General features: G+C 73.5%; 11 protein-coding genes. 5 read left to right on the forward strand and 6 right to left on the reverse strand.

Going from position 1 to position 12,958, the window contains the following annotated elements; translation table 11 throughout:
* Positions 1–8 precede the first annotated feature (8 nt).
* Entirely contained in the window at positions 9–1,259 is a 1,251-nt protein-coding gene (locus FXF50_RS23790; RefSeq protein ID WP_148431090.1) for a nitrate/nitrite transporter, read from the forward strand.
* Positions 1,260–1,328: 69 nt separating this feature from the next.
* Here the strand turns inward: FXF50_RS23790 and FXF50_RS23795 are convergent, their stop codons facing one another.
* Positions 1,329–2,240 (reverse strand): hypothetical protein, encoded by a 912-nt coding sequence (locus FXF50_RS23795; protein ID WP_255510166.1) that lies wholly within the window; start codon positions 2,238–2,240, stop codon positions 1,329–1,331.
* Positions 2,241–2,450: 210 nt separating this feature from the next.
* Here FXF50_RS23795 and FXF50_RS23800 point away from each other — a divergent pair, with 210 nt between their 5' ends.
* Positions 2,451–3,416, forward strand: coding sequence for a zinc metalloprotease (locus FXF50_RS23800; protein ID WP_148431091.1), 966 nt, complete (start codon positions 2,451–2,453; stop codon positions 3,414–3,416).
* Between the two features lie 80 nt (positions 3,417–3,496).
* On the opposite strand, the gene FXF50_RS23805 is transcribed toward FXF50_RS23800, so the two are convergent.
* Positions 3,497–3,880, reverse strand: a complete 384-nt coding sequence (locus FXF50_RS23805) for a DoxX family protein (protein WP_148431092.1) — start codon at positions 3,878–3,880, stop codon at positions 3,497–3,499.
* 178 nt (positions 3,881–4,058) lie between these two features.
* Here FXF50_RS23805 and FXF50_RS23810 point away from each other — a divergent pair, with 178 nt between their 5' ends.
* The gene (locus FXF50_RS23810; RefSeq protein WP_148431093.1) at positions 4,059–4,808 is read left to right on the forward strand and encodes a hypothetical protein; all 750 of its coding nucleotides are present in this window, start codon (positions 4,059–4,061) and stop codon (positions 4,806–4,808) included.
* A gap of 130 nt (positions 4,809–4,938) precedes the next feature.
* Here FXF50_RS23810 and FXF50_RS23815 read toward each other — a convergent pair whose 3' ends face one another.
* Together FXF50_RS23815 and FXF50_RS23820 are read right to left on the reverse strand one after the other, a co-directional pair.
* Entirely contained in the window at positions 4,939–5,934 is a 996-nt protein-coding gene (locus tag FXF50_RS23815) for a glycoside hydrolase family 11 protein (protein ID WP_148431094.1), read from the reverse strand.
* A gap of 288 nt (positions 5,935–6,222) precedes the next feature.
* On the reverse strand, positions 6,223–7,188 hold the full coding sequence (locus FXF50_RS23820) for an acetylxylan esterase (RefSeq protein WP_148431095.1): 966 nt from the start codon (positions 7,186–7,188) through the stop codon (positions 6,223–6,225).
* A 105-nt stretch (positions 7,189–7,293) separates the two neighbouring features.
* Between FXF50_RS23820 and FXF50_RS23825 the strand changes: the two genes are divergently transcribed.
* Entirely contained in the window at positions 7,294–8,310 is a 1,017-nt protein-coding gene (locus tag FXF50_RS23825) for a LacI family DNA-binding transcriptional regulator (protein ID WP_148431096.1), read from the forward strand.
* A 304-nt stretch (positions 8,311–8,614) separates the two neighbouring features.
* Entirely contained in the window at positions 8,615–10,714 is a 2,100-nt protein-coding gene (locus tag FXF50_RS23830) for an alpha-glucuronidase (protein ID WP_255510167.1), read from the forward strand.
* A 9-nt stretch (positions 10,715–10,723) separates the two neighbouring features.
* Here the strand turns inward: FXF50_RS23830 and FXF50_RS23835 are convergent, their stop codons facing one another.
* Positions 10,724–11,746 carry a LacI family DNA-binding transcriptional regulator gene (locus tag FXF50_RS23835; RefSeq protein WP_148431098.1) on the reverse strand — a complete coding sequence of 341 codons (1,023 nt, stop codon included), beginning with the start codon at positions 11,744–11,746 and terminating at the stop codon, positions 10,724–10,726.
* 172 nt (positions 11,747–11,918) lie between these two features.
* Positions 11,919–12,935, reverse strand: coding sequence for a LacI family DNA-binding transcriptional regulator (locus FXF50_RS23840; protein ID WP_148431099.1), 1,017 nt, complete (start codon positions 12,933–12,935; stop codon positions 11,919–11,921).
* Positions 12,936–12,958: the final 23 nt, after the last annotated feature.

Raw genomic sequence — 12,958 nt, forward strand, 5'->3', positions numbered from 1 at the left:
GGGCAGCGATGAGTATCGCCCGTGACAGCGCAGCATCCGCCACCACGCCGGCGCCCGGTGCGGCCCGCGCCGGCACGTCCACCCCGGGCAGCTCGCAGGCGACGCTCCAACTCGCCCTGGCGACGCTCGGCTTCCTGGTCAACTTCTGGGCGTGGGCCCTGCTGGGTCCGCTCGGCCCGGGCATCAAGGAGCGCCTCGACCTGAGCTTCGCGGCGCAGTCCCTGCTGGTGGCCGTGCCGGTGGTGGTCGGTTCGCTGGGGCGCGTCCCGGTCGGCGCCCTCACCGACCGGTACGGAGCGCGCGTGGTGTTCCCGCTGGTCACGCTCGCCACGATCGTGCCGGTGCTGACCCTGAGCGTGGTCTCCTCCTACCCCGCGCTGATCATCACGGGGTTCTTCCTCGGCATCGGAGGGACCGCCTTCGCCGTCGGGGTGCCCCTGGTGTCCGGCTGGTACCCGCCGGCACGGCGCGGCTTCGCCATCGGTGTGTTCGGCGTCGGCATGGGCGGCACGGCGATCGCCAACTTCACCACGGTCCGGCTCGCCGACACCTACGGCGCGCGGACGCCGTTCCTGCTCGTCGCGGCGATCCTCGCCGGCTACGCGATCCTGTCGTTCCTGCTGCTGCGTGACGTGCCGGGGCGGGCCCGGCCGACCGGGTCGGCCTGGCAGCGCCTCAGCACGGTCGGGCGGCTCACGGTCACCTGGCAGCTGTGCTTCCTGTACGCGGTGGGCTTCGGCGGGTTCGTGGCGTTCAGCGTGTACCTGCCCGCCTACCTGCGCACCGCCTACGGCCTCGACGCCGGGGACGGCGCGCTGCGTACCGCCGGGTTCGTGGTCCTCGCCGTGGCCGCCCGACCGCTGGGCGGCTGGCTCTCCGACCGGCTGCACCCGGTGCCGGTGCTGGTGTGGTGCTTCGGCGGGGTGGCGGCCTTCGCGGTGGTCCAGGCGTTCCAGCCCACCCTGATGCCGGTGGGTACCGTCGCGTTGCTCGGGATGGCGGTGCTGCTGGGCGCGGCCAGCGGCGCGGTGTTCGCCCTCGTCGGCAAGGTCGCCCCCGCCGACCAGGTGGGTGCCGTCACGGGTCTGGTCGGCGCCGCCGGCGGCCTCGGCGGATTCGTCCCGCCGCTGGTGATGGGCTGGGTCTACGGATCGCAGGGCTCCTACGCCATCGGCCTCATGCTGCTCTCCGACGTCGCGCTGGCCGCCGCCGTGTTCACCGCGGTGAAGATGGCCGGCCTGGCGGCGCGCGAGTCATGAGCGCGGCGATGCCGGCGGGCGCGCTGGAACGGCACCTCGCGCGCCCTGCCGGCCTCGCGCCGCCACCACCTACCGCGGGCGCGGGGCGGCGTTGTCGAGGTTGAGCAGCCCGGCGTCGACCACGGCCCGGCTCATCGGCCGGGTCAGCTCGGCGAGGCGGGCGCACCCCTCGGCGCCGAGCACCGCGTACGCGGGCGTGGCGAGCCGGTCGGTGGCGGCCTCCAGCCACGCGCGCTGCGCCCGCCCGCCGGCGGTCAGGGTCGGCTCGTCGCCCTCGACCAACCCGCGCCCGCGCAGCCGCTCGACCGCGTCCGCCCACTGCTCGCCGCTCCAGCCCCGCGTGCGCCGCAGGAAGCGGACCGACACCTCGCCGGACGCGGCGTGCAGCACCAGCGCCTCCAACCCGCTCAGGCCCGCCAGCACCAGCGCGGCGACGTGCCCGTCGCCGCGGAACTCCCGCAGCACCGTCTGGGCCTGCCAGAGGACCAGGTGGGGCCGCTCCGGCCAGGGCAGCGCGGCGTGGGCGGCGGACAGCGGCCGCCCCTCGGGGTACGCGGCGGCGGACTCGGCGGCGCGGCGGGCCAGCTCGGCGGCCTCGGCCATCTCCGGGCCGTGCACCAGGTCGCCGAGCGCCCGGGTCAGGGCCGCGTCGGCGGCCGCCAGCCGGGCGGCCAGCACGGCGGCCGGCATGGCCCGCTCCCAGGCGGCGGGCAGCACCCGGGCCACGAGGGCGGGGTTGAAGTTGAAGAAGGTGGCGGCCACCGGGGCCGGGCCGACCGGTCCCAGGGCGGCCGCGCGGGAGGCGAAGTAGCCGGCCGGTTCCGCGAGGCCGAGGGCCGCGTACCGCTCGTGCGCCTCCGGCACGAAGTAGATCATCGCGTGCAGGGGTTCGGTCACCCGCCAGGCGCGGCGGACGACGGCCGGGTCGAGCGCCGCCGCCCCCGCCCAGTCGGGAACCAGCTCGTCCGTCATGTCCGCCATGTCGCCGCCTTCCGCCGGGAACGTTACCGACGGGTAGGTTCCCATGCCGACAGCGGCCGTGTCACCTGCCGGGCAAAGGTTGCCCTGTCGGGTCCTGTTGCTCGGGTCAACGACGTGTTCTCATACCGGGACGACGATGTCACCGACCTGCGCACGGCGACCCCGTCCCCGCCGCTCGGTGACTCCAATCCCGGCGTGAAAGGTGCAAGGATGCACAGAAGACCAACCTTCCAACTCGCGGTCCTGACCGCCACCGCGGCGACCTTCCTGGCGGCCGGCGGAGCGTCGGCGGCGGCCGGCACGGCGCCGTCCTTCACCGCCTCGGCGGGCGCGGCGGCGTGTGAGCCGGGCGCCGCGGGGAACAGCGCGGCGCGCGTGGCTGAGGGTGCCACCGCACAGGAGCCGGAGCTGTACTCCAAGAACGAGGCGAACGCCTACGGCGTGATCAAGGACTCGCCGCGGCTGGCCAACGGCAGCGTCACCATCCCCACGGTCTTCCACATGGTCTCCGACCACCCGCTCACCACGGCGGAGACGACCCGGTGGAACTCCCTGATCGCGGCGCAGATGACCGTGCTCAACGACTCGTTCGCGGGTCGCACGGCGGCGGACGCCGCCGACACGCCGTTCCGGTTCTCGCTCGTCGACACGACGTGGACGGTGAACAGCGACTGGTACACCGTCGTGCCCGGCAAGAACGAGCGGGACATGAAGCAGGCGCTGTACACCGGTGACGCCCGCACCCTGAACGTGTACGCGGCCAACATCGGCGGCGGGCTCCTCGGCTGGGCGTACTTCCCGAAGGGCTACAACAACGGCCGGGACTACATCGACGGCGTCGTGATGCTCGACGAGTCGATGCCGGGCGGCACGGCGGGCAAGTACGCCCTGGGTGACACCCTGACGCACGAGGTCGGGCACTGGCTCATGCTGGAGCACACCTTCGCGCACGGGTGCTCCGCCTCCGGCGACTACGTCGCGGACACCCCGCGCGAGGCGGCGCCGCAGTTCAACTGCCCGGTGGGTGCGGACACCTGCACGGCGCCCGGGCTCGACCCGATCCACAACTTCATGGACTACACGCAGGACTCCTGCATGAACATGTTCACCGCCGGGCAGGCGGACCGGATGAGTGACGCCTGGGTGGCGTTCCGGGCCGGCGGCGGCAAGCAGTAACCGTTTCCGGACGTACGTGTCGGGGTCGGCGGGTCGCGCGAGCGGCTCGCCGACCCCGACGGCTGTCGAGGCCGGCGGGGTCAGCCGGTGAAGGACTCCGGGCCGAAGCGGCCCCACGCCACGAAGACGGCCATGGCGAGATAGACCAGGTCGGGCACGATCGTCACCCGCTCGCCACGGCGGAGACGCATGGTCGCCGCGCCGGCGAACAGCACCGCCACACACGTGGCGGTCACCGGCACCAGAACCGGGGCGATGTCGACCACGGCGGGCAGGATCAGGCCCGCGGCGGCCAGGAGTTCGAGGGCTCCGATGGCCCTGAGTGCGCCGGGGCTGAAGTCCAGGACCCATTCCGCGGCGCGACCCACCGAGGCGATCTTCTCCCTGGGCACGAACATCTTGCTGGTGCTCCCCAGGAGGATGGCGGCCAGCAGTCCGGTGACGAGCCACAGCGCGAGGTTCACGAACATCTCCTTGAGGGTTGTCGGTCTCCGGTCGACCATGGAGATGCCGGCGCCCCGGTTCTCGTGACAGCGCGGCCGTGTGGCCTGCACCACGGAGCGCGGATGTCGCCGCCGCGACGGCTGCCGGCGGAGCCCACCGGGGGCAACGGCCCGACGCCTTCGGCCGTATCCTTCGCCGGTGCCGCTCCTCTTCTCGACCGCGACCCGTTCCCGCCACCGCGCCCCCGGGGCACCGAAGTCGCTCTGGGTGGTCGCCGGGCTCGTGGTCACGCTGCTGCTCGCCGGCTGCGGCCTCGTCGCCCGTCCCGGCGCCGCCTCCCTGCTGCGGTTCGAGTTCGCGCCCACCACCGGCGACGGGTACATGAACCAGCTCCTCACCATCTACAACGACGGCACCCGGCTGCTCGCCCCGACACTGGAGTTCACCGCGCTCGACGCCTCCGGGAGCCCGCTACCGGCGGTGAAGGTCACCACGGTGTACGGCAGCGACCGCGGGCGCCTGGTCGTCCCGCCGGGCGGTGGCGTCGACGTGCTGGTCTTCAGCGGCGAGCAAGCGCAGTTGGCCGCGGACGTGACCGTGTCCGTGCGCACCGCGGAGGTGGTCGACGCCCCGGTCGTCGATGTCGAGCCGGTGGTCACGCCGATGGACGACTCCGGCCGGGCGCTCGACCGCAACAGCCGGTTCACCGCCGTGTCGCTGCGTAACGACGACAGCGAGCCGATGAGTGTCCGACTGGTCTACATCGTCTGGACCGAGCCCGAGGGAGACGAGCGGCAGCAGGCCAGGCAGGTGGTGCCGGTCGGCGACCTGATCGTCCTGCCACCGCAGCAGAGCACGCTGGTGCCGGTCACCGGTGCGGCGCGGACCGCGGTGGAGGGCGCGGCGGGGCGCGTCCCGGCCAGCATCAAGGCGTACCTCTCCCGCTGACCCGCAGGCCGGCGGCCGTCGCGGTCCAGAACGCTCCCCACCGTAGCGGGGGCCGGACGCCGGCGGCGCGGTGACGGCGGAGGGCGGATGGGGTGCCGGCCCACCGACGGCACCCCACCCACGTGTCAGGTCAGCCCGTCGCGCAACTCGCGGTGGGCGTCGTGTTGTTGCCGTTCTTGTAGAGCGTGATGCCGAAATTGTTCCCGTTGCCGTTGGGGCGGGCCGTGAGCGTGCCGCTGGTGCCGCTGATCGAGGCGTTCCAGCTGTTCTGCAGGGTCTGCCCGCCGTTGGTGCGGATGGTCACCACCCAGTTGCTGGTGCCGCTGACCGAGAAGGTCACGTTGAACCGGTCGCTCCACTCCTCGGCGCGGCTGACGCTGACCGTGCAGCCCCCGGAGGGCGGTGGGGTGGTGGGGCCGGGCGCGGCGCCGCCCACCGTGATGTTGGAGCTTCCGCTGCTCTGGTAGCCCTCGGTGGCCAGGATCTGGTAGTCGTGGCTGCCCAGGTTCATCCCGTAGCGGGCCCACGCGTCGAAGTGGTTGCCGGCGGTGATGGTGCCGCCCACCCGCTTCGACTGCCGGACGCTCCAGTACTGGTAGAAGGTCCGGGTGCCCTCGATGGAGGGCGCGTTGACCCGCTGGGTCCGGTAGATGTCGTAGGTGCCGCCGTCGCTGGTGACGGTGCCCATGTACCCCTGGCCGCCCGGCGGCCGGTAGGTGCCCCAGCTGTCGACGATGTAGTACTCGACGAGCGGGTTCCTCGTCCACCCGTAGAGGGTCAGGTACGCGTTGCCGGACGGGCTGAAGGTGCCCGAGTAGGTCACCGTCCGGCGGGCGCCGGGATTCCAGCCCTTGCCGGCGACGAAGTTGTTGACGTTGCTCCACTGGGTGCTGTACTGGCCGCCGCTACCCATGTTCATGGAGACGTTGCCACTGTCCTTCCAGAAGGAATAGAAGTAGCCGTTGTTGGTTCCGGTCGAGTTCGTCGTCACGGTCTCGGCGTGGGCCGGGCTGGGCAGGAGGGCCGTGGTGCCGGCCGTGACCAGGGCGACGGCGCAGGCGCCGCCGATGAGCATCCTGAGGCGTCCGCGTCTGGGGATCCTCGCGCGGACGGGGGCGTCGTTCATCTACGTGCTTCCTCCTCGTGAAGGCTGGCGGAGGCCAGCAGCGGTACGACCCGGCGCGGTTCGCATCGACGGAAGTGGATAGGTCCCGTCAGCGCCAGCATCGATCGCACCGCTGCGGGTTGTCAACAATTTCCGGAAGTCGTGCGGAAGACCCACGGTCGCGGACAAGCCGCCGCCATCCCTGTTCAGAGAGGACGCTCAGCCGTCGGTGTGCCGAGCGCTCCGGTGGACTTCCGAGGCATCGAGGAGTCGGTGTCACCGACCGGGTTCCGAAACTTTCCGAGCAGGTCAGCCGTCCAGGGCGGCACGGAGGAAGTCGAGCGCCGCCGCGTCGTCGTCGATGCCGCCCGCCTCGTGGCCGTTGTACCGCCACACGGCCAGCTCGACCGGCCCCCGGTAGGCGTTGACCGCGGCGAAGACCGTGGACGGGGGCACGATCTCGTCCATCAGCGCGACGGAGAAGCGCGCCGGCACGCCCGCCCGCCGGGCGAAGGCGACCCCGTCGACGTAGCCGAGGGTGCGCAGCACGGCCTCCTCCCGGTCCCGGTGCACCGCCAGGTAGTCCCGGATCTCCCGGTACGGGTGGGCGTCGGTGACCGTCACCGCGCGCGGGATGTCGCACAGGAACGGCACGTACGCCACGGCGGCCCGCAGGCCCGGCACCAGGGCGGCGGCGGCCAGCGCGGCACCGCCGCCCTGGCTGTGACCGAGCACCGCCACCCGGCCCGGGTCGACGGCGGGCAGCCGGCGGGCCGCGTCGACGGCCCGGACCGCGTCGGTGAGGAAGCGCCGGTAGTAGTACCGGCGCGGGTCCTCGATGCCCCGGGTGGCCATGCCGGGCGCCTGCGGACCGGCCCCGGCCAGGTCGGGGGTGTCGCCCCGGCTCCAGCCGGAGCCCTGGCCGCGGGTGTCCATCTGAAGGTGCGCGAAGCCGGCGGCGGCCCAGAGCAGGTTCTCCAGCGGGTGGCCCCGCCCGCCGCCGTAGCCGACGTACTGCACGATCGTGGGCAGCCGCCCGGTGACGCCGCGCGGCACGCGCAGCCAGGCCCGGACCGACTGGCCGGCGAAGCCGGGGAACGCCACGTCGAACACGTCCAGGCCGGTCAGCGGGGTGTCCAGCGGGGTCACGGCGAGGTCGCCGTCGCACGCGCGGGCCTCGGCGAGGGTGTCGGCCCAGAACGCGTCGAAGTCGTCCGGTTCGCGCAGGGCGCTGCGGTGGGCGCGCAGCTCGGCCTCGGGCAGGTCGGTGTACACGGCGCTTCCTCAACTCCTCGGGACATGAGGGCCGGTCGGGGCTGTCGTCAACCCTCGGGCGGTGGGGCAAGATGGCTCGGAGCCGGCCGGGTGAAGGAGACGCGGGTGAACGCGGACGACGAGCGCAGGGTGACCATCACCGTGATCGCGCGGGAGGCCGGGGTCTCGGTGCCCACGGTGTCGCGCGTGCTCAACGGCCGTTCGGACGTGGCTCCGGGCACCCGGGAACGGGTCGAGGAGCTGCTGCGCCACCACGGCTACCGGCGGCGCGGCACCCGCGCCGTGCAGCGCGCGGCCCTGCTCGACCTGGTCTTTCCCGACCTGGACAGCCCGTGGGCGTTGGAGATCATCCGTGGGGTGGAGGACGTCGGGCACGCGGCCGGGGTGGGCACCGTGGTATCGGCGATCCACAGCGAGTCGAGCTCGACGCGGCAGTGGTTGCAGAACCTGCGGGCCCGGGCCTCGGACGGGGTCATCGTGGTGACCTCGCACCTCAGCCAGCCGGTGCACGCGCAGCTGCGCCGGCTCAACGTGCCCGTGGTGGTGGTCGACCCGGCCGGCGCGCCCGCGACCGGCGTGCCGACGATCGGCGCCACCAACTGGTCCGGCGGTCTCGCGGCAACCGAGCACCTGCTCGGCCTCGGGCACCGCCGGATCGGTTTCGTGACCGGCCCGACGCGTCTGCTGTGCAGCCGGGCCCGGCTCGACGGCTACCGGGCGGCCCTGGAGCACGCCGGGGTGCCACTGGACGACCGGCTCGTGCAGCCCGGCGACTTCTACCACGCCTCCGGCTTCGCCGCCGGCGCCGCGCTGCTCGACCTCGACGACCCGCCCACCGCCATCTTCGCCGCCAGCGACCAGATGGCCTTCGGCGTCTACGAGGCCGTCCGCCGCCGCGGGCTCCGGGTCGCCGACGACATCAGCATCGTGGGCTTCGACGACCTGCCCGAGGCCCGCTGGGCGTCCCCGCCGCTGACCACCGTCCGGCAACCGCTGGCGGAGATGGGCCGGCTCGCCGCCCGCACCGTGCTGCGCCTGGCCCAGGGCGAGGAGATCGAGTCCCCCCGCGTGGAGCTGGCCACCGAACTCGTGGTGCGGGACAGCTCGGCCCGCCCCGACTAGCCCTGGCGGCCTCCCCCGGGCGGCGATCTTCACGGCAGGTCCTCCCTCAGGTCGACCGGCGCGGGACGGCGCAGCGGGGCACATCACTTCCGAAAATTTCGGCGTACGCTATCACAAGTTCCGAGCGCTCAGCGGGCAACGCCAATGCGGGGGCCGGCTCACGGACGCCAATGTCAGCAGGTGCCACGCCACGTGGATATGCTCGTCCCACGCTCGCTTGACGCGCCGATCAACGGTGCCTAGATTCCCCACATCACGTATCGGGATTTTCCGAGACTTCCAACGCCGAACTATGGGAGGACGGGTGAGCGGCCCCAGGCTCGTCGACGTCCACCCGGCGTGGCTGCCCCCGGAGGCGTTCCGCGCCGTCGGCTCGCGGCGCGCCCTGGTGTGCGGCGCCGGGACGCTGGTCGGGACGGTGCGGCACGAGCTGGCGCGGGCGTGCGCCCGGTACGGCGGCACGGTGGCGTGGCAGCCCGGGTCCGGACCGGTGGACGCGGCCCCGGAGCACCGGACCGGCGGCGTCAACCTGGTGCTCGCGCTGTCCACCGCCGCTCCCCTGCCCGCCCCGGCGGCGGAGGTGGCCGGGGAGTGCCGGCGGCGCTACGGGGCCGGGGCGCTCGGCGCCGAGGGCTTCGCCCTGGCCCGGACCGGCGACGTGACGGTGGTGCTGGCCGAGGAGCCCCCGGGGCTGCTCCACGGCCTGTTCCACGTGATCCGGCTCGGCGAGTCGGCGTTCGGGGCCGCCCGGGGGCAGGAGCGGCACCGGCCGGCCATGCGGCTGCGGATGCTGGACCACTGGGACAACGTCGACGTGCACCGGGTCACGGGGCAGGTCGAACGCGGCTACGCCGGCGGGTCGATCTTCTGGCGCGACGGCTCCCCGCGCGGCGACCTGGCCCGGGTACCGGACTACGGGCGGCTGCTGGCGGCGTGCGGCGTCAACGCGGTGTCGGTCAACAACGTCAACGTCCACGCCACGGAGGCCCGGCTGCTGACCGACCGCCTCGGCGACGTCGCGGCGATCGCGGACGTCCTGCGGCCGTACGGGATCCGGGTCCACCTGTCGGTCACCTTCGCCGCGCCCGTCGTGCTCGGCGGCCTGCCGACCGCCGATCCGCTCGACACCGAGGTGCGGGCCTGGTGGGCCGCGACCACCCGGCAGGTGTACGACCGCGTCCCGGACCTCGGCGGCTACGTGGTGAAGGCGGACTCCGAGGGGCAGCCGGGCCCGTTCACGTACGGGCGGAGCCACGCCGACGGCGCGAACCTGCTCGCGGAGGCGCTGGAGCCGTTCCGGGGGGTGGTGCACTGGCGGGCCTTCGTCTACGACCACCGGCAGGACTGGCGGGACCGGTCGACGGACCGGGCACGCGCCGCCTTCGACCACTTCGCCCCGCTCGACGGCCGGTTCCGGGCCAACGTGGTCCTCCAGGTGAAGCACGGCCCCATGGACTTCCAGGCGCGGGAACCGGTCTCCCCGGTGCTCGCGGCCATGCCGGCCACCAGGCTGGCGGTGGAGGTGCAGGTGACCCAGGAGTACACGGGCCAGCAGCGGCACGTGTGCTATCTGGCCCCGTGGTGGAGCGAGGTGCTCGGGTTCGCCCCGTGGGGCGACCACCGCACCGTCGCCGCTCTGGCGGCCGGCGACGTGGGCGAGGGCGGCGGGCTCGTCGGCGTCTCCAACGTCGGCGACGACCCCTTCTGGACCGGGCACCCGCTCGCCCAGGCCAACCTGTACGCCTTCGGCCGCCTGGCCTGGGACCCCGGGCTGGGCCCGGCGGCGGTGCTCGACGAGTGGATCGGGTTGACCTTCCCGCCGGGCCCGGCCGGCGGCCACGACCTGGTGCGGCGGACCCTGCACGAGATGATGGACGGATCGTGGCGCACCTACGAGCGGTACACCGCGCCGCTGGGCGTGGGCTTCATGGTCCGCCCGGGCCACCACTACGGACCCGACGTGGACGGGTACGAGTACTCGCCGTGGGGCGCCTACCACTTCGCCGACCGGGACGGCGTGGGCGTCGACCGCACCCGCGCCTCGGGCACCGGTTTCACCGGGCAGTACCCACAGCCGTGGCGCGACGTCTACGAGTCCCTCGACCGGTGCCCCGACGACCTGCTGCTCTTCTTCCACCACGTGCCGTACGGGCACGTGCTGCACGACGGCTCGACCGTCATCCAGCACATCTACGACACCCACTTCGCCGGGGCCGAGGAGGTGGCCGCCCTGCGCCGGCGGTGGGACCGGCTCGACGGGCTGCTCGACCCAGGGCTGCACGCCCGGGTACGCGAGCGGCTGGACGAGCAGGTGCGCTGCGCCGAGGAGTGGCGGGACCAGGTCAACGCGTACTTCTTCCGCAAGTCCGGGGTGCCGGACGCGCGGGGCCGCCGCATCCCGTGAGGTCGGCGCCTACCGTTCCCGGGGCGGCGTGGCGCTGTCCCGGACGACGAGTTCGGTGGCCAGTTCGACCCGCCGGCTCTCCACGTCCTCACCCTTGGCCAGCCGCAGCACGGTGCGGGCCGCGAGCATGCCCATCTCCGCCAGCGGCTGCCGCACGGTGGTCAGCGGCGGGGAGCACCAGCGGACCTCGGGCAGGTCGTCGAAGCCGACGACGCTGACGTCGTCGGGCACCCGGAGGCCCCGCTGCCGGACCGCCTCGTAGACCCCCAGCGCCATCTGGTCGCACGCCGCGAAGATCGCGGTCGGCGGCTCGGGCAGCGCGAGCAGCCGGGTGGCGCAGGCGAACCCGGACTCGTGGTAGAAGTCGCCCTGCTGGACGAGGCTGTCGTCGACGGGCAGGCCGGCCGACTCCAGGGCGGCGCGGTAGCCGTCCATCCGGGCCCGGCTGCACATGAGCCGCGGCGGGCCGGAGATGAACCCGATCCGCCGGTGACCGAGGCCGATCAGGTATTCGGTGGCGCTGAGCCCGCCGGCCCAGTTGGTGGCGCCGATGGTGCAGGCGTCCTGCTGGGGGATGCCGTCGGCGTCGACGAGGACCAGGGGGATGTTGAGGCGGCGCAGCCCACCCTGCAACGACGGCTCCACCATCGAGTTGACGAAGATGACGCCCTCGGTGGAGCGCCCACGCAGGCTGTCCAGCCACTGCCGGGCGGAGGAGGCGCGCCGGTGGATGGCCGAGACGACCGTGCCGATGCCCGCCTCGTGGGCGACGTCCTCGACACCACGGATGATCTCGACGGCCCAGGGGCTGTCGAGGTCGTTGAAGACCAGGTCGACAAGGCCCGAGGTGGGACGGGCGGCGACCACCCGGCGGCGGTAGCCGTGCCGGTTGAGCAGTTCCTCGACCCGTTCCCGGGTCTGCACGGCGACGTCGGAGCGGCCGTTGATGACCCGCGACACCGTCGGCACCGAGACACCCGCCAGGTCGGCGATCGTGGCGATGGTGACCCGGGGGGTGTTGTTCACCGTCACAGCAGCTCCCTGGAGGTCCGGTCGCGACGAGAGGCGCGTCGCCCGCGCGCAGCCGTGCCGGTGAGGCTTCCGGCGGCCTGACCTCAGTCTAGCTCCGAAAGTTTCGGCCGCGCGCCGGCGGTGTTACCGGACAGGTCCCGGTCGTCCTCCGCCACCTGGGGCGCGGGCGGTTTCAGGCGGCCCGGGCGGCGCTGTCGCGGACGACCAGCTCGGTGGCGAGTTCGATGCGCGGGCTCTCGATGCGCTCGCCGTGGGCCAGCCGCAGCACCGTCCGGGCGGCGAGCAGCCCCATCTCGGCCAGCGGCTGCCGCACGGTGGTCAGCGGCGGGGAGCACCAGCGGACCTCGGGCAGGTCGTCGAAGCCGACGACGCTGATGTCGTCGGGCACCCGCAGGCCCCGCTGCCGGACCGCCTCGTAGACACCGAGCGCCATCTGGTCGCTGGCGGCGAAGATCGCGGTCGGCGGCTCCGACAGTCGCAGCAGGTGGCTGCCGCCGGCGAACCCGGCCTCGTGGTAGAAGTTGCCGGGATAGATGAGCCGGTCGTCGACGGGCACGCCGGCCGACTCCAGCGCCGTCCGGTAGCCGTCGAGGCGGGCCCGGCTGCACATCAGTTGCGGCAGGCCGGCGATGAAGCCGATCCGGCGGTGGCCGAGGCCGAGCAGGTACTCGGTGGCCCGCAGGCTGCCCGCCCAGTTCGTGGCGCCGATGGTCGGCGCCTCCTGCGGCGGCACCCCGGCCGGGTCGACGATGACGACGGGGATGTTGAGCCGGCGCAGCTCGGCCTGCAGCGGCGGCTCCAGGGTGGAGGTCACGAAGATGACCCCCTCGGTCGAGCGGGTACGCAGGTTGTCCAGCCACTGCTTGGCCGCCGAGGTGCGCCGGTGGATGGCGGAGACGACCGTGCCGATGCCGGCGGCGTGCGCGACGTCCTCGACACCGCGGATGATCTCCACGGCCCAGGGGCTGTCGAGGTCGTTGAAGACCAGGTCGACCAGCCCGGAACTGGCCCGCATGCTGGGCGGGCGGCGCCGGTAGCCGTGCCGGGCGAGCAGTTCCTCGACGCGCTCCCGGGTCTGCGCGGCCACGTCGGAGCGACCGTTGACGACGCGCGACACGGTCGGCACGGACACCCCGGCCATGCGCGCGATCGTCGCGATGGTGACTTTCCGGCTGTCGTCGGAGACCACGGCCCGCCCTTTCGTCGTCGCCC

The sequence above is a fragment of the Micromonospora sp. AP08 genome (genome assembly GCF_008085935.1).
Classification (GTDB): domain Bacteria; phylum Actinomycetota; class Actinomycetes; order Mycobacteriales; family Micromonosporaceae; genus Micromonospora; species Micromonospora chersina.

Excerpts from the sequence above, each read along its gene's own strand:
- FXF50_RS23790 (WP_148431090.1), top strand. The coding sequence starts at position 9 with ATGAGTATCGCCCGTGACAGCGCAGCATCCGCCACCACGCCGGCGCCC.
- FXF50_RS23795 (WP_255510166.1), bottom strand. The coding sequence starts at position 2,240 with ATGGCGGACATGACGGACGAGCTGGTTCCCGACTGGGCGGGGGCGGCG.
- FXF50_RS23800 (WP_148431091.1), top strand. The coding sequence starts at position 2,451 with ATGCACAGAAGACCAACCTTCCAACTCGCGGTCCTGACCGCCACCGCG.
- FXF50_RS23815 (WP_148431094.1), bottom strand. The coding sequence starts at position 5,934 with ATGAACGACGCCCCCGTCCGCGCGAGGATCCCCAGACGCGGACGCCTC.